Consider the following 16,047-nt stretch of genomic DNA (forward strand, 5'->3'; position numbering starts at 1 on the left):
TAAAGATTGATGTTGCAGGTCAGAGCACTGATCATCGTCACCTTAAGGTGGGAGTGTGCTCAGGTTGGTGCTGTCTCTGGTCCTGCTCGACCCCACCGCCGTCGCCGAGGTGTCGCAACGTAACGTCCCCGTACCCCGCGTCCTGACCCCTGACGGCGACCGCCTGGGCTATGCGCCGGTCCCGCGCCCCTACACGGGGGCGCGGCGTCTCACGGGCGTCCTGCTCGGCCGCGACCCCGTGACGCGGACGAACGTGCTGTGCGGGGGCACGGTGATCGGCTCGCGCAGTCGCAGCCTGGTGGTCACCGCCGCGCACTGCCTCTACCAGAACGGCCGCTCGCTCCAGCAGGTGACCTTCCTGCCCGGCTACGACCTGGGGCAGCCGAAGCTGGGGGTCTGGCAGGCCGTGCGCGTGTGGGTGCCCGACAGGTGGCGCACCGAGCCGTACTCGGCGAATCTGCTGCCGTACGACGTCGGCCTGGTCGGTGTGGCGCGCCGCGAGCGCCCGCTGGAGGCCGTCACCGGCAAGGGCGTGCGGCCGATGCCCACCACCAGGGGCACGAAGCTGCGCGGGCTCGAACTGCTCGGCTATCCGGCGGGCAAGGGCTATCCGGGCACGAAGATGTACCGGTGCGTGGGCGACGCGAGCGAGGGCCTCTCCGAGGGGCCCGGGCTGATGATCACGCGCAACTGCCACGCCGCCGCCGGCGGGAGCGGCGGTCCCGCCCTGTACGGCGACGCGCTGGCCGGCGTCGTGTCGTCGTCCAGCCCGATGAGCGACACCCAGGGGTACACCGTGCTGACCAGGCTGGGCGAGTCCGTGTTCGGGCGGATGCTCGCCAAGGCCGACAAGGAGATGCTCAAGCTGCCCGGCTGACGATCTCCTCGCAGAGCGCGTGGGTGGCCAGGGCGTCGTCGGCGGCGATCCGGCGGCCCTCGCGCACGGCGGCGAGGAAGTCGAGGCAGATCTGCTCGATGCCGCGCTGCCTGGCCACCGGCACCCAGTCGGGGCGACGGGCGAGCGTCTCGCCGCCCCGGTAGTCGACGACGTCGCCGAGGTTGGCCACGCGGCGCTTGGCGCCGTCGCCCATGGCCTCGCAGGTCTCCTCGCTCGCCCCGCTCGTCCGGTTCATGACGCCGATGGCGGTGAAGCCGTCGCCGGTCAGCTCCAGGACGACGTGCTCGAGGAGGCCGTCCTTGACGCGGGTCCGGCTCCTGGTGCCGGTCACCGGGCCGGGGGCGAGGAACCTGAGGGTGTCCACCACGTGGATGAAGTCGTCGAAGATCACCCGGCGCGGCTCGTCGGGCTGGTTGTCGCGGTTCTTCTCCATGAGGACGAGGTGCCGGGGATGGGCGGCGAGCCCGGCGTATCCGGGCGCGTACCGGCGGTTGAAGCCGACCATCAGTGACCTCCCCTCGGTCTCCGCGAGCCGTACGAGCCGCTCGGAGTCCTGGAGCGTGTAGGCGATTGGCTTGTCGACGTAGACGTGGATCCCGGCTTTGAGCAGGGGCTCCACGATCTGCGGGTGCGCCTCGGTGGCCGCGTGGACGAACGCCGCGTCGGCCCCCGCCTTGATCACCTCGTCCACGCTCGTGGACCGCCCGGCGATCCGGTAGGTGTCGCCGAGCCGGTCCAGGCGGGCCTGGTTGCGCGTGCAGAGGTGCAGGTCGAGGGAGGGCTGGGCGGCGAGCACGGGAAGGTACGCCTTCTCCGCGATGTCACCCAGGCCGATCACGGCTATCTTCACGCCTCGAGCGTAGCCTTGAGGCTCACTTCGATCGGCGTAGGCTCGACACCGAACGTGGTCTGGAAGGCCGAGGAGTCGAGCACGAACGGCTGCGTGAACTGGTACCTGACGTGGCCGAGCTCCCCGATCATGGGCGAGAACAGGCCGGCCACCCTGACCAGCGGCCACGGGAGCTGCGCGAACTTCGGCGCGGGCCGCCCGAGCAGCGCGGCCATCCGCTCCCCCATCTCGCGGAAGCTCAGCGGGTCGCCGGTGGGCACGTGCCACGGCCGGCCCCAGGCCCGCTCGTCGCCGCCGGCCACGATCAGCGCGTCCGCCACGTCGGGCAGGTAGGTCCAGCTGTGCGGCATGTCCGGGGGGTAGACCAGCTGGATGGTCTTGCCCGCCCTGAGCGGCACGAGGAACCGGCCGCCCAGGTAGGACTGGTCGCTGGCGCCCGGGCCGAAGAAGTCGGAGCCGCGCACCTCGGTCGTCCTGATCCGGCCCGCCTCGTGCGCGGCCAGCGCGTCCCGCCACATCTTCGCCCGCACCCGGAACTTGGGGTTGTCGGAGGCGAGCGGCAGGTCCTCGGTCATGGGGCCGTTCACGGGCCCGTACGGGTAGAGGTTGCCGAGCATCACGTACACGGCGCCGCTCGCCTCGGCGGCGGCCAGGAACGACTCGGCCATCGGCGGCCAGTCGGTGAGCCAGCGGTGGTACTTGGGGTTGACGCAGTTGTAGAGGATGTCGGCACCCTTGGTCGCCTCGATCAGCCCGGCCTTGTCGGAGATGTCGGCGGCCACCTTGACGGCCCCCTCGGGACCGCTGCCCGAGCGGGTCACGACGGAGACCTCGTGTCCCTGTGCGAGCAGCTTGTTCGCCACATGCGTGCCGACCTGGCCGGAGCCCACGACGACGTGCTTACCCATGATCAGACCTGCTTCCAGATGATGCGGAGAACCGCGTTGACGACGAACACAGCGAAGAAGACGACGGCGGGGGTCACCAGGCCGGAGGCGTAGAGCGCGACGGCGCCGCCGCCGAACCAGAGGATCTCCAGCGCGGCGCGGGCCAGACCGGTGAGGGGGAACGTGGCGTTGGCGCCCCCGCCGGCCCCGAACAGCGCCCACGCGGCGATGAACAGCGCCGGCGCGCCCACCCCGGCCAGCAGCCGGATCCACCAGGCGGCGCTCAGGGTGAAACCCCAGTATCCCACGGAGGCCAGCACGCCGAGCTCCAGGAAGAACATCAGGGCGGCGTTGGCGCCTTTGGCTATGCCGAGCATTTCGGTCCTCCGTGAACTGCCATTCGCTTACGAGAGCAATGCTCTCTCAAAAGAGCAGGGATCGTCAAGAGCAGTGCTCTCGTTTTTTTGCACCGCTCTGATAGCCTGCATCCATGACAGCCAGCCGTACCGCCAGAGAACGCGTCAGGGCCGAGCTCACCAGGGAGATCACCGACATCGCGCGTCGCCAGCTCGCGACCGACGGCGCCGGCGGCCTGTCGCTGCGGGCGGTCGCCCGGGAGATGGGCATGGTCTCCTCGGCCATCTACCGCTATTTCCCGAGCCGCGACGACCTGCTGACCGCGTTGATCATCGACGGCTACAACGCGCTCGGCGAGAGCGTGGAGCGCGCCGACGCCGAGTGCCGGCAGGACGACTACCTGCGCCGGTGGATGACGGCCTGCCACGCCGTACGCGACTGGGCGCTGGCGCACCCGCACGAGTACGCACTGCTCTACGGCTCCCCTGTGCCCGGCTACCAGGCTCCGCAGGACACGGTCCCGGCCCGGATCCGCGACGTCACCGTACTGGGCCGGATCGTCTCCGACGCCTGGACCGCGGGCGCGGTCCAGACCCTTCCCGGCGAGGCCCCGCGCGAGCTGGCGCCGGAGGCGGAGGCGATCCGCGGGCTCATGCCCGGCGTGCCCGACGAGGTGCTCTGGCGCGGCCTGTCCTCGTGGACCACGCTGTACGGATGGGTCAACTTCGAGGTGTTCGGCCAGTTCAACAACACGATCGAGAACAGGCGCGCGGCGTTCGAGCACTCGATGCGGCTGGCGGCTTCGGCGATCGGGCTTGCTCAGTAAGACTTACTAAGTTTTACTGAATATATGGCACGGAGACCAAAGGAGCTCGGCCGCTTCACGGATGTGGCGCTGCTGGTGCTCATCAGCCTGGCCGAGGGGCAGAAACACGGCTATCGCATGATCAACGACATCGAGGAGTTCTCGGGGACTTCGCTGGAGCCCGGCACGCTCTACGGGGCGCTGATGCGGCTGGAGGAGCGCGGCTGGATCGAGCCGGTCGAGTCGGCCGAGCGGCGCAAGCCGTACCGGATCACCGAGAGCGGGCGCTCGGCGCTCGGCGAGCAGCTCGCCACCCTGCGCCGCATCGAGCAGGCAGGCGCCAGGCGCGCGGGAGCGGCTTGGGGGCTCGCATGATGCGCGCGGTGGCGTCGGCGGTGCTCAGCCTCTACCCGAAGGCGTGGCGGGAGCGTTACGGCGAGGAGGTCGCCGACCTGATCGCGTCGCGACCGGCCCGCGTGCGCACGGTGCTCGACCTGGTCTCGGGCGCCGCCGACGCGTGGCTGCATCACCGGCGCGTTCCGGGGGCCCGGACCTTGACCGTTCCGCTCGCGGCGGTCCTGACCTGCATGGGGGCGGCGCTCCTGCTCATGTGGAACCCGGGCCTGCGCGACGCGACCGACGTGGCCAGCCTGCGTGGCGTGTGGGCCGAGGCCGGGCCGATCGCCAGGAACGTGCAGGGCATGGCGCAGAGTCTGTTCGGCATGGCGGGCGTCATATCCGTGCTCTCGGTGGCGCCGCTGCTCAACACCTGTCTCGCCGCGATGCGCGGTTCCGTGCACGGGCCGCTCACGCGGATGACCGCGCGACGGGTTGTCATGACGGCCTGGTTGCTCGTGGTCCCCGTCGGGCTGGTCGGTCTGACCTTCGTGAGCCTCGCCTTCCTGCACGCCGGCTATCCCGTCGGGCCGCTGGGCGAAGCGATGGCAGGGGGCTTCTACGTGCCGCTCATCATGGCGCTGGTCCTGCCGCTGCCCATGACGGCGGCGGGCGCGCCATCGCTGGGTTCCGACGTGCGCGGCACCGGCCAGATCCTCGCGTCGGCGGCCCTCTGCAACGCGCTCGCCTGGGGCGCCGTCGCGACCCTGCTGACGCTGGGCCTGGAGAAGGCGTCCTGGTCGTTCGTGGCGATGGTGGCGACGGGCGCGCTGGTGAGCGTGTGGATGACCATAGTGGTGACGAGGAGCGCGATCAGGCGTGGCAGGACCGTGATGGGCCAGCTCAGCCCCGCGTGAACAGCGGCACCAGCACCTCGTCCACGATCGCGACGACGAGCTCGTCGGGGACGGGCGAGCCCTCGAAGAGGAAGTGGTGGCGCAGCAGCGCGTGACCGGCGTCGAGGCGGCGGGGGGTGACGGCCTCGGGGGCGACCTCGCCGCGCTCGACCGCCCGGCCGACGACCTCCGTCATCAGCCTCCTGGAGGTGCTCTGGGAGTCCTTGCGCAGGGCACGCAGCGGGGACCCGCTGCTCAGCGCCTCACCGAGCAGCCCGCGCATGGCCTCGCCCGCCGGGCCCGCCAGCGCCTTCGACGTCATCCCGAGCATGGCCACCAGGTCGTCGCGCAGGTTGCCGGTGTCGGGCGCGGCCCCGGGGGTGGGCAGCGAGTTGTAGACCGCGTCCATCACCAGCTCGATGCGGGTGGGCCAGCGCCGGTAGAGCGACGCCTTGCTGGCCTTGGCCCGCTCGGCGACGCGCTCCATGGTCAGCCCGGCGTAGCCGGCCTCGGCCAGCTCGTCGAGCGTCGCCTGGAAGATCGCGGCGTTCAGCGTCTCGCCCCGGCGTCGCGGCAGCTTGCGGTGGTCGGTCACCATGGCATCTTAGAGAGCGCGGGTGACGCGACCGGTGTCGCCGTTCACGGTCACCGGCTGGCCGTCCGCCAGCACGGAGGTGGCCCTGCCGGTGCCCATGACGGCCGGGATCCCGTACTCCCTGGCCACGATCGCGGCGTGCGAGGCCGCGCCGCCGGCGTCCACGACCACGGCCGACGCCAGCTGGAACAGGGGCGTCCACGACGGGTTCGTGTACGGGCAGACGAGCACGTCGCCGCTCTCCAGCCTGGCGAACTCGGCCGGCTCCCTGATCACCTTCACCGGCCCGGTCGTCACCCCTCCGCTGGCCGGGGAGCCGGTGACCAGCGCGTCCCCCGTCTCGCGGACCGGGAAGACGGCCGCGGGGTCGATCAGCCGCACGCCCGACAGCTCCTCCCGCTTGGCCGCCCGCGCCCGGGCCGCCTCGCGCAGCCGTTCCCGGTCGGCGCCGGCCATGGCGGTGGCGTCGCGGATGGCCTCCAGCTCCGGCAGCCGCAGGTGGAAGACGTCCTCCGGCCGGTCGAGCACGCCCTGCCCGCGCAGGCGGCGGCCGATCTCCATGAGTGATCTGCGCAGGATGGGCTGCGGCATCATGAAGAAGAAGTGGCTGTCCTCGCGGAACGCGACGCCCGCGCGGGCGGCCTCCACCCGCCGCCGCATCCGGGCGCGGCCTCCGGCTGTCAGCCACGGGTGGCGGAGCAGGCGGCCGAGAGCGTCGTCGCCGTCCTTGCGCGTGGGCGGCGCGGCGGCCAGCACCTTGATCAGGTCGATGACGGTCTCGGGGGCGTCGGACCAGGTGGGCGTGGTGACGAGGATCGGGCTCGAGGTCTCGCGGTGGCCGTACTCGGCCAGGAACGCCCGCAGCCCCTCCTCGAACTCGGCCGGCCTCGGGCCCCCGTCGAGCGCGCCCGTCCGCCTGGCCAGCTCGGCCAGCCGTTCCAGCGCCTGGTTGGCGTCGGTGGTGCGGGTACGCGCCCCGTGCAGCAGGTCGCCGAAGAGCCGGCCGCGCCCGAGCAGCTTGACCGCCACCAGCAGCCGCAGCAGCGCCAGCCCGGTGCCGGGCAGGTAGTCCGCGCGCAGGCCGGCCACCGGGTCCACCAGGTCCAGGGCCTGCCGGGGCACGCGGACGAGCTCCGCCCACGGCAGCTCCGCCGGGTCGCGGGCGGCCAGCTCCCTGACCGCGGCGAGGTAGGCGTGCAAGCGCGGGTCCTCGGTCCAGCGGGCGGGGTCGAACCTCCTGGCCCTGGCCAGGAGGCTGAACGGGACGGCCGGCAGCTTCCGGGTGGGGCGCGGGCTCCGCGGAACGAGCTGGTAGACGACGCCGTCCTCCTCCCGCAGGAACCCCTCGAACACCCCGGCTATGCCGAAGCCGGCCGCCACCCTGGCCATCAGCCCGACGGGGCCGTACGGGATCCAGGTCGTCATGTCGATCGGATAGGGCCGTTCCGGGAGGTACTCCATCAGAATGGTGGCGATACGGCGCTGGGCCGGGTTGAGCCTCCCCACCGGGGGCGGCGGCAGCGCGGTCATGGGCCGGGCCTGCAGCAGGTGGACGCGACCGCCCGCGTACGCCCACTCGATGTCCTGGGGCCGCCCGAAGTGCGCGGCGACCTCCTTCCCCAGCCCGACCAGCTCCCCGAGCGCCGCGTCGGGCAGTCGCTCCTGAGTGGCCGAGCCCGTCTCGCGCGTGACTCCCCCGCCCGCCGCGGCCCTGATGACGACCTCGCGACGCCCCGGCGTGAAGGCCGTGCCGGCGTCGGAGATCACGTAGTGGTCGGGCGTGACCAGGCCGGACACGACGGCCTCGCCGAGCCCGCTGCCGGCGTCGACGACGAGCTGGGCGCGGTCGCCGGTGACCGGGTTCGCGGTGAACATGACGCCCGCCAGGTCCGCCTCGACCATGCTCTGCACCACGACCGCGATCCGCACCTCGGAGTCGTCGATGCCGAGCCGGGCGCGGTAGGCGACGGCGCGGTCGGTCCAGAGCGATCCCCAGCAGCGGCGTACGGCGTCGAGCACGGCCCGCTCGCCCACGACGTTCAGGTACGTGTCCTGCTGGCCGGCGAACGCGGCCCCCGGCAGGTCCTCGGCGGTGGCGCTGGAACGCACGGCCACGGGCCCGCCGCCGAGCGCGGCGTACGCGCCGCCGACGGCCTCCCGCAGCCCGTCGGGCAGCTCGACCTGCTCGAAGTACGCCCGCGTGCCGTGCCCCTGGGCGATCACGTCGTAGGCGTGGGTGGTGACGACGAAGCCGCCCGGGACGGGGAAGCCGTTCCTGACGAGCTCGCCCAGGTTGGCGCCCTTGCCCCCGGCCATGGCCAGGTCGTCCCGGCCGAAGGCGGCCAGCGGTGCGACGAGTTTCACGATCTCTCCTCGGCGTAGGCGGTGGTGCGGAGCGGACGCGCCGGCAGCGCCAGCGCGAGGAAGAACGCCACGGCCAGCAATGGCGCCATGGCGGCGAAAACCGGCGGCACGGCCGCGGCGAAGGCGTCCCGCATGCTGTCGGGGACGTTGGACGGGTTCGTGGCGGAGATCCCGGACCTCAGCGTGATCAGCGCGCCCACCAGCGCGACCCCGGCGGACGCGCCGACCTGGCGCAGGAAGGTCACCGACGAGGTGGCGGTGCCCAGGTCGGCGTACTCCACGGCGTTCTGGGCGGCCAGCACCATGGTCTGCATGACGAGCCCGACCCCCAGCCCGGTCACCAGCATCGCGCCGGCCAGCGCGAGCGGGTCGCGGCCCGCCAGGCCGATCAGCCCGAGCCCGGCGGCGGCCACGGCCGTGCCCGCGATCGGGTACGGCCGGTACCTCCCGGTCCGCGTGATCAGCCGCCCGGACACGACGGTCGTGGCGAGCACGCCCGCCATCAGCGCCGTCACCAGCAGCCCCGCCCCCGTCGCGCTGGAGCGCAGCGCGATCTGCAGGTAGGCCGGCATGTACGTGATCGTCCCGAACAACGCGAACCCGATGAGCAGGCTGATCGACACCGGCACCGCGAACGCCCGGTCCCGGAACAGCCGCAGCGGCAGGATCGGGTCCCTGGCGAACCGGGCGCTGACCAGCCACGCCAGCGCCCCGGCGATCGCCACACCGAGATAGACGGGGTTCCCGGTCTGCCCCAGCAGGACCACCCCGACCACGGCGACGGCCAGCGTGACGGCCCCGGCGACGTCGAGCGGCGCCCGGCCCGCCTGCCCGCGCGGCCTCGGCAGCCGCAGGGTGGCGCTCAGCACGACCAGCGCCAGCACCCCGAGCGGCGGGTAGATCGCGAAGATCCACCGCCAGCTCAGCCGGTCGACGAAGAACCCCCCGATCAGCGGCCCGCCCACGGCGGCCACCACGTACATGGCCCCGATGAGCCCGAGGTAGCGGCCCCGCTCGCGCGGGCTCACCACCTCGCCGATGATCGCCTGCGCCCCGATCATCAGCCCGCCGCCGCCCAGCCCCTGCACGGCCCGGAAGGCGATGAACTGCGGCATCGACGTGGCCACCGCGCACAGCACGGCCCCGGTCACGAACACGACGATGGCGACCTGCATGGTGGGCTTGCGGCCGTACCGGTCGCCGAGCTTGCCGTAGACGGGCATGACCACGGTGGCGGCGGCGAGGTAGGCGCTGACGACGGCGGGCATCTGGTCCAGCCCGCCCAGGCTGCCCGCCACCGCCGGCAGCGCGGGCGCCATGATCGTCTGATCGAGCGCGCCCAGCAGCATCGCCAGCATCAACCCGGACAGCACGACACCCATGACGCCTCTCCTTAGAGAACGACTCGTTCTCTAAGGAGCATAGGATTCAACTCGAAGAAACGCAACGTTCACTAATCGGGCCTCAGCGGATGCCGCGGGTCCGGAGCGCGGAGGCCAGGGCGGCGATGCTCAGGAAGGAGACGGCCAGCAGGTAGTACGCCGGCGACACCTGCGAGCCGGTCCCCGAGACGAGCGCCGCGGCGATGGCGGGGGTGAACCCGCCGAAGACCGCGACCGCCGCGTTGTAGCTGAACGACAGGCCGGTCGCGCGCGCCTGCACCGGGAACGCGTCGGCCATCACCGACGGCAGCGCGCCGAAGTAGGCGGCCTTCAGCAGGCCGAGGATCGTCATGCAGAGCGTCAGGGTCAGGAACGACGGCGACGCGGTGAGCCAGAGGAACAGCGGGACGACGCTCCCGCCGATCAGCACCGCGGCCGGGATCATGATCTTCAGCCGGCCGAACCGGTCGGCCAGCAGGCCGACGAAAGGCGTCGCGACGGTCAGGGTGACCCCGGTGATGAGCAGCGCGACGAACGACAGCGAATCGTTCAGGCCCAGCTCCTCGATCCCGAAGGTCGGCATGTACTGCAGGATGAAGTTGAGCGCGGTCGAGATGACCAGCGCGCCACCGGCGATCAGCAGGCCGCCCCAGTGGTCGCGGAAGACCGACCGGATCGGCGAGGGACGCTTCCCCGTCGCCTCCGGCGTGATCTCCGGCGACTCCAGGACGTACCGGCGGATGTAGAGGCCGACCGGAAGGACGAGCAGCCCGAACACGAACGGCACCCGCCAGCCCCAGGCCGCCATCTGCTCCTTGGACAGCACGGCGGTCAGGCCCGCGGCGAACCCGGAGGACATCAGGGTCGCAAGCCCCTGGCTGGCGAACTGGAAGCTGCCGAGGAAACCCTTGCGGCTGTCGTCCTGCTCGACCAGGAACGAGGTGGCGGCGCCGAACTCGCCACCGGCCGCGAATCCCTGGATCAGCCGCGCGACCACGATCCCCAGCGGCGCGAGGAGCCCGAGCGTGGCGTAGCCGGGCATGACCACGATCAGCAGGGTGCCGAGGGCCATCAGCCAGATCGTCAGCACCAGGGCCTTCTTGCGCCCGTGCCGGTCGGCGTACGCGCCGATGACCAGCCCGCCGAGCGGGCGGATCAGGTACGTCACGCCGAACACCGCGTACGCCTGCACCAGCTGGACGCCGGGCGCGTCGGCGGGGAAGAACACCTGTCCGATGTAGGCCGCCATCAGCGCGTACACGGCGAGGTCGAACCACTCGAGCGCGTTGCCGATGGTCGCCGCCGCGATCGCGCGGCCGGCGGAGCCGCGTGTCGCGGGCTGGGTCGAGTCTGGGGAGGCGACGGCCATCGAAGGTCCTTCCGGTGGGGGGCTGACGTCCGTCAGACCGGGCGGGGGGCGGGGAGAGGGTGGTCGGCCGACGGGTTGCCGAGAGCGTGGAACAGCGCGGCGGCCAGCACGACGCCCTCGCGGGCGATCCCGGCGAGCAGGTGCTCGTCGGGCGCGTGCTGGAGGCAGCCCGGGTACGAGTGCGGCAGCCAGAGGGTCGGCAGGCCGAGGACGTCGGTGAAGACGAAGTTGGGCAGGGAGCCGCCGATGTTCGGCAGCAGTGCGACGGGCCTGCCGGTCATCTGCTCCAGCGATCCCCTGGCCCACCGCACCCACGGGTCGTCGAGCGCCGTACGGCTGGCGGGGAAGTGGCCCAGGACGCTGACGCCGACCATCGGGTAGCCGTGGGCGGCGAGGTGCTCGGCGACGGCCCGCTCCACGCCGCTCACGTCGGTCCCGGCCACGTACCGCAGCTGCAGGATCGCGCGGGCCCGGCCGGGGATCGCGTTGACGGGGTTGTCGATGTCGGCCGACCCCATCGCCAGGACCTCCAGGGTGTTCCAGCCGTACAGCCGCTCGGCGGCGGTCAGGCCGGTGTCGCCCCAGCCCTCGTCCGGGGCCGGGTCGCCGGGGCTGTTCGCGACGGTGACGCCGGCCAGCACCTCGCGGACCGCGTCCGGGAGGTCCGGCGGCAGCAGGGCGGGCACCCGGATGCGCCCGTGCCCGTCGACGCAGCTCGCGATCGCGCCGGCCAGGGTGGTGGCGGGGTTGCGCAGGACGCCGCCCCAGTTGCCGGAGTGGTAGGTGTTGGGGCGCAGATCGACGTCGAGCGCGATGTCGACACCGCCGCGCGACCCGAGGAACAGCGTTGGCGTCGCCGCGTCCAGGCGCGGGCCGTCCGAGGCGATCAGGACGTCCGCCCGCAGCTCCTCGCGGTGTGCCGCGGCGAACTCGGCCAGTCCCGGCGAGCCGATCTCCTCACCGGACTCGAACAGGAAGATCAGGTTGAACCCGAGCATCCCCTGCCGGGCAAGCAGCAGGCGCAGCGCGGCGAGGTTGATCAGGTGCTGACCCTTGTTGTCGGCCGAGCCGCGGCCGTACCAGCGGTCGCCGTCGGCGGTCAGCGTCCACGGGTCCCGGCCGCCGCTCCACCGGCCGGCGTGGCCGTCCACCACGTCGGCGTGGCCGTAGCAGAGGAGCGTCGGCAGCGAGGGGGACTCGATCAGGGTGCCGACCAGGAACGGGCCCCCAGCGGGGTCGGGGTTGGGGTGCTCGGTCACGGAGCATCCCAGGCCGGTCAGCGCGGGTGCCAGGATCTCGTCGAGGTATGCCTTGACGGCAACGCTGGCTCCCGGCTTGGTGCTCTCGGTGGGGTAGGAGACCATCGCGGCGAGGTCGGTGAAGAACGCGCCGGAATCGACGTACTCCTCCGCCTGTTCGATGAGGTCTGCTGGGATCACGAGAGGTTCCTCCGGGGGATCGCGGGGGCTGTGCTGGTCAGCAGCGTAGGACGGTTCACGGGCGGGGACCATTGCCGTTTGCCGCAACGAGCGTTCTACTATTGGCAAACCTGTGTGCCCGAAGCATTTACCAGGAGGTCCCGATGCAACTCCTGCCGGTGGGCCTCTCGTACTTCCTCGAGGTGGCCCGGACGGGGTCGGTGACCGAGGCGGCCCGTACGCTGACGGTCGCGCCTTCGGCGATCAGCAGGCAGATCGCCAAGCTGGAGTCCGGATGCGGGGTGCCCCTGTTCGTCCGGCATCCGCGCGGGATGGCGCTGACCGAGGCCGGGTCCCGGCTCCTCGCCCACGTCCGCCGCAGCGAGGCCGAGGCGTCCGCCCTGGTGAACGAGTTGCGGACCGGGGGCGGAGCCGATGTCCGCAACGTCACGGTGGCCTGTTCTGAGGGGTTCGGACGGCGGATCGTCCCGCGGGCGATGGCGGCCTTCCGGCGCGAGCACCCCGACGTGACGTTCCAGCTCGACGTCGTCCCCCGGCAGGAGGCCACCCGCCGGGTGATCGAGGGGATCGCCGACGTCGCCGTCACCTACGCGATGGGGCCGCAGCACGATGTGCGGGTGGAGTGCGCCGTCGTGATCCCGGTGGTCGCGATCGTCCCGCTCGGGCACGAGCTGGCCGGACGCGATCAGGTCGGGCTGGCGGAGCTGTGCGAGCACCCGCTGGCCCTCGCCTCCGCCGGGGCCAGCCAGCGCGAGCTCTTCGACATCGGCACGCAGATCGAGGGGCTGACGGTCCGCCCGGTGCTGGTCTGTGACGGGCTCGGCCCGCTGCACGAGTTCGTCCGCTGCAGGGGTGGCATCGCGCTCGTCGGAGATCTCGGCGACCTGCACCGGGAGGGCTCGGGCGAAGGGGTCGCCTACGTACGGCTGGACCACCCGGTGTTCCGCCAGCGGGAGGCCCAGGTGCAGACCGCCCTGGGCCGCCGGCTGCCCTGGTCGGTGACGGAGTTCACCGGGCTGCTGGTCTCACTGCTCGGCCCGCCGCCCAAGTGACGGACAGCCCCTTGGACGGCGTACCGAGTGGATGGGATGCGGTGCGGTCAGCGCGAGGCGCGGTTGACCGCGGAGATGATGGCCTTGAGCGAGGCCGTCGTGGTGTTGGCGTCGACGCCGACGCCCCACAGCACCTGGCCGTCGACCTCGCACTCCAGGTAGGAGGCGGCCTTGGCGTCGGAGCCGGCGCTCATCGCGTGCTCCACGTAGTCGAGCACGCGCACCTGGATGCCGACCCCCGCCAGGGCGTCGATGAAGGCCGAGATCGGGCCGTTGCCCGCACCCGCGATCTCGCGGATCTCCCCGTCGACCCGGACGTCGGCGCCGATGCGGTCCTTGTCGTCCACCGTGGACTCGTGGCGGTGGGCCATCAGGCTGAGGCGGCCCCAGCGGTTGGCCGGGTTGGGCAGGTATTCGTCGCGGAAGATCTCGTACATCGCGGTGGGGCTGATCTCGCCGCCCTCGCTGTCGGTGCGGGCCTGCACCACCTTCGAGAACTCGATCTGCAGCCGGCGCGGCAGGTCGAGCTGGTGGTCGGCCTTCATGATGAACGCGACGCCGCCCTTGCCCGACTGGCTGTTGACGCGGATGACGGCCTCGTAGGTGCGGCCGATGTCCTTCGGGTCGATCGGCAGGTACGGCACCGCCCAGGTGAACGCGTCGACCGGCACGCCCGCCGCGGCCGCGTCGCGCTCGAGGTGCTCGAAGCCCTTCTTGATGGCGTCCTGGTGGGAGCCGGAGAAGGCGGTGTAGACCAGCTCGCCGCCCCACGGGTGGCGCGGGTGCACGGGCAGCTGGTTGCAGTATTCGGTGACGCGGCGGATCTCGTCGATGTCACTGAAGTCGATCTCGGGGTCGACGCCCTGGGAGAACAGGTTCATGCCCAGGGTGACCAGGCAGACGTTGCCGGTGCGCTCCCCGTTGCCGAACAGGCAGCCCTCGATGCGGTCGGCGCCCGCCATGTAGCCCAGCTCGGCGGCGGCCACGGCGCTGCCGCGGTCGTTGTGCGGGTGCAGCGACAGGACGATCGAGTCGCGGTGCTTGAGGTTGCGGTGCATCCACTCGATCTGGTCGGCGTAGATGTTGGGGGTGGCCATCTCGACCGTGGCCGGCAGGTTGATGATGACCTTGCGGTCGGGGGTGGGCTGCCACACGTCGTTGACCGCGTCGCACACCTCGACGGCGTATTCGAGCTCGGTGCCGGTGAACGACTCGGGAGAGTACTGGAAGTAGACGTCGACGTCGCTCGCGTCGGCGAGCTTCTTGACCAGCTTGGCGCCCTCGACGGCGATGGCGGTGATGCCGTCCTTGTCCAGGCCGAACACGACGCGGCGCTGGAGGGTGGAGGTCGAGTTGTACAGGTGGACGATGGCCTGCTTGGCGCCCTCGATGGACTCGAAGGTGCGCTCGATCAGCTCCGGCCTGGCCTGGGTCAGCACCTGGATGACCACGTCGTCGGGGACGCGGCCCTCTTCGATGATCTGGCGGATGAAGTCGAAGTCGGTCTGCGAGGCGGCCGGGAAGCCGACCTCGATCTCCTTGTAGCCCATGCGTACCAGCAGCTCGAACATCTGCAGCTTGCGATGGGAGTCCATCGGGTCGATCAGGGCCTGGTTGCCGTCCCGCAGGTCCACCGCGCACCAGCGGGGCGCCTTGGTGATGACCTTGTCGGGCCAGGTGCGGTCGGTCAGGCGGATGGGCTCGAACGCCTGATAGCGATGGGTCGGCATGGGGCTGGGCTGCTGAGTGGTCATGTCTGCTGGCTCCTCGTCGGTCTAAAGAAAGCGGCCGACGCGCATGACTGGCTCCGCGGCGAGGGAGCCGGCCTCAGTGGCCCCCGCCGCGGCAGCTAAGAAGCAGCCCACGCAGCATGCCATGCACGTTACCAGACGTCTCGCGATGCGCTGCCCCGGATCTCAGATCCTGAGAAGGCGGCGCGTCGCCCTCAGTCCGGGACCAGGACGCTGAGGCAGGTCACGCATCCTTCCAGCCGCTCGAACTCCGAAATATCTACCTTCGTCACGATAAATCCGCGTTTTTCGAGCATTGCGGCGGTTTGGGGCGCCGAGGCGGCCATCAGCACGCGCTCCCCGCCCAGCAGCACCACGTGCGCGCCCGACTCCTCCGGCGGCGCGAGCAGCCCCGGCAGGTCCACGTGGCGCGGATCTCCGATGAGCGTCCCGTCGGGCAGCGCGGTCACCGCCGACTTCAGGTGCAGCACGCCGGTCAGGTCCACGGGCACGACGTCGCGCTCCGGCAGCAGGCCCGCGAGCTGCGCGATCCCCTCGCCGTTGGTGCGCGCCGACCTCCCGACGTACACGGTGGGCCCGACCTGCAGCACGTCGCCCCCGTCGAGCGTGCCGGGCGGCACGATCCTGACCGCCTTGAGCCCCAGCTCCCGCACGGCCGCGGCCACGGACTCCACCTCGGGCCGCCGCTCCGGCGCCCCCTGCCTGGTCAGTACGGCGAGCCGCCCCGACACCACCACCGCGTCCTCCACGAACGGCGCGTCGGGCAGCTCGTCGGCATCGGGCGCGTACGTGACCCGCCACCCTGCGGCGGCCAGCGCGCCCACGTAGGCGTCGTGCTGGTGACGCGCCCGCTCCGGGTCCACCGGCTCGCGCTGGATGTGGGTGACGATGCCCTCGGCGATCCGGGGGCCGGGTTTCCTGACGAGCGCAAGGCCGGGCATGGCCGTTTTCTATCACGCATCACCCCAAATTCCCCCCAAACCCCGCCATCGGACCTCCCCGCCACCGCACCCCACCGAGGGACCCCGCCACCGGAGGCGCGGCTTCCCCTCCCCTAAGGACCTCG

15 protein-coding genes are annotated in these 16,047 nt (G+C 71.7%); 5 read left to right on the forward strand and 10 right to left on the reverse strand.

Annotated elements, in window-relative coordinates; translation table 11 throughout:
• The first annotated feature begins 55 nt into the window (after positions 1-55).
• On the forward strand, positions 56-877 hold the full coding sequence (locus AB0L65_RS03670) for a trypsin-like serine protease (protein WP_364239963.1): 822 nt from the start codon (positions 56-58) through the stop codon (positions 875-877).
• Here the strand turns inward: AB0L65_RS03670 and AB0L65_RS03675 are convergent.
• The 3 genes from AB0L65_RS03675 to AB0L65_RS03685 are packed head-to-tail and all read right to left on the reverse strand — an operon-like array spanning position 861 to position 3,012.
• Positions 861-1,748 carry a Gfo/Idh/MocA family oxidoreductase gene (locus AB0L65_RS03675; RefSeq protein WP_364239965.1) on the reverse strand — a complete coding sequence of 296 codons (888 nt, stop codon included), beginning with the start codon at positions 1,746-1,748 and terminating at the stop codon, positions 861-863. The two genes, AB0L65_RS03670 and AB0L65_RS03675, sit on opposite strands and share 17 nt — an antisense overlap.
• Positions 1,745-2,656, reverse strand: coding sequence for an NAD-dependent epimerase/dehydratase family protein (locus tag AB0L65_RS03680; protein ID WP_364239967.1), 912 nt, complete (start codon positions 2,654-2,656; stop codon positions 1,745-1,747). Before AB0L65_RS03680 ends, AB0L65_RS03675 begins: the two co-directional genes overlap by 4 nt.
• 2 nt (positions 2,657-2,658) lie before the next feature.
• The gene (locus AB0L65_RS03685) at positions 2,659-3,012 is read right to left on the reverse strand and encodes a YrdB family protein (protein WP_364239969.1); all 354 of its coding nucleotides are present in this window, start codon (positions 3,010-3,012) and stop codon (positions 2,659-2,661) included.
• A 113-nt stretch (positions 3,013-3,125) separates the two neighbouring features.
• Here AB0L65_RS03685 and AB0L65_RS03690 point away from each other — a divergent pair, with 113 nt between their 5' ends.
• Genes AB0L65_RS03690 through AB0L65_RS03700 form a run of 3 tightly spaced genes read left to right on the forward strand, consistent with a single transcriptional unit; the run spans position 3,126 to position 5,050 of the window.
• Complete coding sequence (locus AB0L65_RS03690) at positions 3,126-3,818, forward strand: TetR/AcrR family transcriptional regulator (protein ID WP_364239971.1); 693 nt, start codon at positions 3,126-3,128, stop codon at positions 3,816-3,818.
• A gap of 24 nt (positions 3,819-3,842) precedes the next feature.
• Positions 3,843-4,172: a helix-turn-helix transcriptional regulator gene (locus AB0L65_RS03695; RefSeq protein ID WP_364239973.1), complete on the forward strand. Its 330-nt coding sequence runs from the start codon at positions 3,843-3,845 to the stop codon at positions 4,170-4,172.
• Positions 4,169-5,050, forward strand: a complete 882-nt coding sequence (locus AB0L65_RS03700; protein ID WP_364239975.1) for a hypothetical protein — start codon at positions 4,169-4,171, stop codon at positions 5,048-5,050. The genes AB0L65_RS03695 and AB0L65_RS03700 overlap by 4 nt, the downstream gene beginning before the upstream one ends.
• On the opposite strand, the gene AB0L65_RS03705 is transcribed toward AB0L65_RS03700, so the two are convergent.
• From AB0L65_RS03705 to AB0L65_RS03725, 5 genes are all read right to left on the reverse strand, one after another.
• Complete coding sequence (locus AB0L65_RS03705; protein WP_364239977.1) at positions 5,037-5,627, reverse strand: TetR/AcrR family transcriptional regulator; 591 nt, start codon at positions 5,625-5,627, stop codon at positions 5,037-5,039. The two genes, AB0L65_RS03700 and AB0L65_RS03705, sit on opposite strands and share 14 nt — an antisense overlap.
• Positions 5,628-5,633: 6 nt before the next feature.
• Positions 5,634-7,988: a PEP/pyruvate-binding domain-containing protein gene (locus AB0L65_RS03710; protein WP_364239979.1), complete on the reverse strand. Its 2,355-nt coding sequence runs from the start codon at positions 7,986-7,988 to the stop codon at positions 5,634-5,636.
• Positions 7,985-9,370 carry an MFS transporter gene (locus AB0L65_RS03715; RefSeq protein WP_364239981.1) on the reverse strand — a complete coding sequence of 462 codons (1,386 nt, stop codon included), beginning with the start codon at positions 9,368-9,370 and terminating at the stop codon, positions 7,985-7,987. The genes AB0L65_RS03710 and AB0L65_RS03715 overlap by 4 nt, the downstream gene beginning before the upstream one ends.
• An 82-nt stretch (positions 9,371-9,452) precedes the next feature.
• Complete coding sequence (locus AB0L65_RS03720) at positions 9,453-10,739, reverse strand: MFS transporter (RefSeq protein ID WP_364239983.1); 1,287 nt, start codon at positions 10,737-10,739, stop codon at positions 9,453-9,455.
• 32 nt (positions 10,740-10,771) lie between these two features.
• Positions 10,772-12,178, reverse strand: a complete 1,407-nt coding sequence (locus AB0L65_RS03725) for a M20 family metallopeptidase (RefSeq protein ID WP_364239984.1) — start codon at positions 12,176-12,178, stop codon at positions 10,772-10,774.
• Positions 12,179-12,321: 143 nt separating this feature from the next.
• Between AB0L65_RS03725 and AB0L65_RS03730 the strand changes: the two genes are divergently transcribed.
• Entirely contained in the window at positions 12,322-13,230 is a 909-nt protein-coding gene (locus AB0L65_RS03730) for a LysR family transcriptional regulator (RefSeq protein ID WP_364239985.1), read from the forward strand.
• Positions 13,231-13,277: 47 nt separating this feature from the next.
• Here AB0L65_RS03730 and leuA read toward each other — a convergent pair whose 3' ends face one another.
• Together leuA and ddaH are read right to left on the reverse strand one after the other, a co-directional pair.
• Positions 13,278-14,984, reverse strand: coding sequence for a 2-isopropylmalate synthase (gene leuA / locus AB0L65_RS03735; RefSeq protein ID WP_364239987.1), 1,707 nt, complete (start codon positions 14,982-14,984; stop codon positions 13,278-13,280).
• Between the two features lie 191 nt (positions 14,985-15,175).
• A complete protein-coding gene (gene ddaH / locus AB0L65_RS03740) occupies positions 15,176-15,922 on the reverse strand; it encodes a dimethylargininase (protein ID WP_364239989.1) in 747 nt (248 codons plus the stop codon).
• Between the last annotated feature and the right edge of the window lie 125 nt (positions 15,923-16,047).

The sequence above is a fragment of the Nonomuraea sp. NPDC052116 genome (genome assembly GCF_040680035.1).
In the GTDB taxonomy this organism is placed as follows: Bacteria; Actinomycetota; Actinomycetes; order Streptosporangiales; family Streptosporangiaceae; genus Nonomuraea; species Nonomuraea angiospora_A.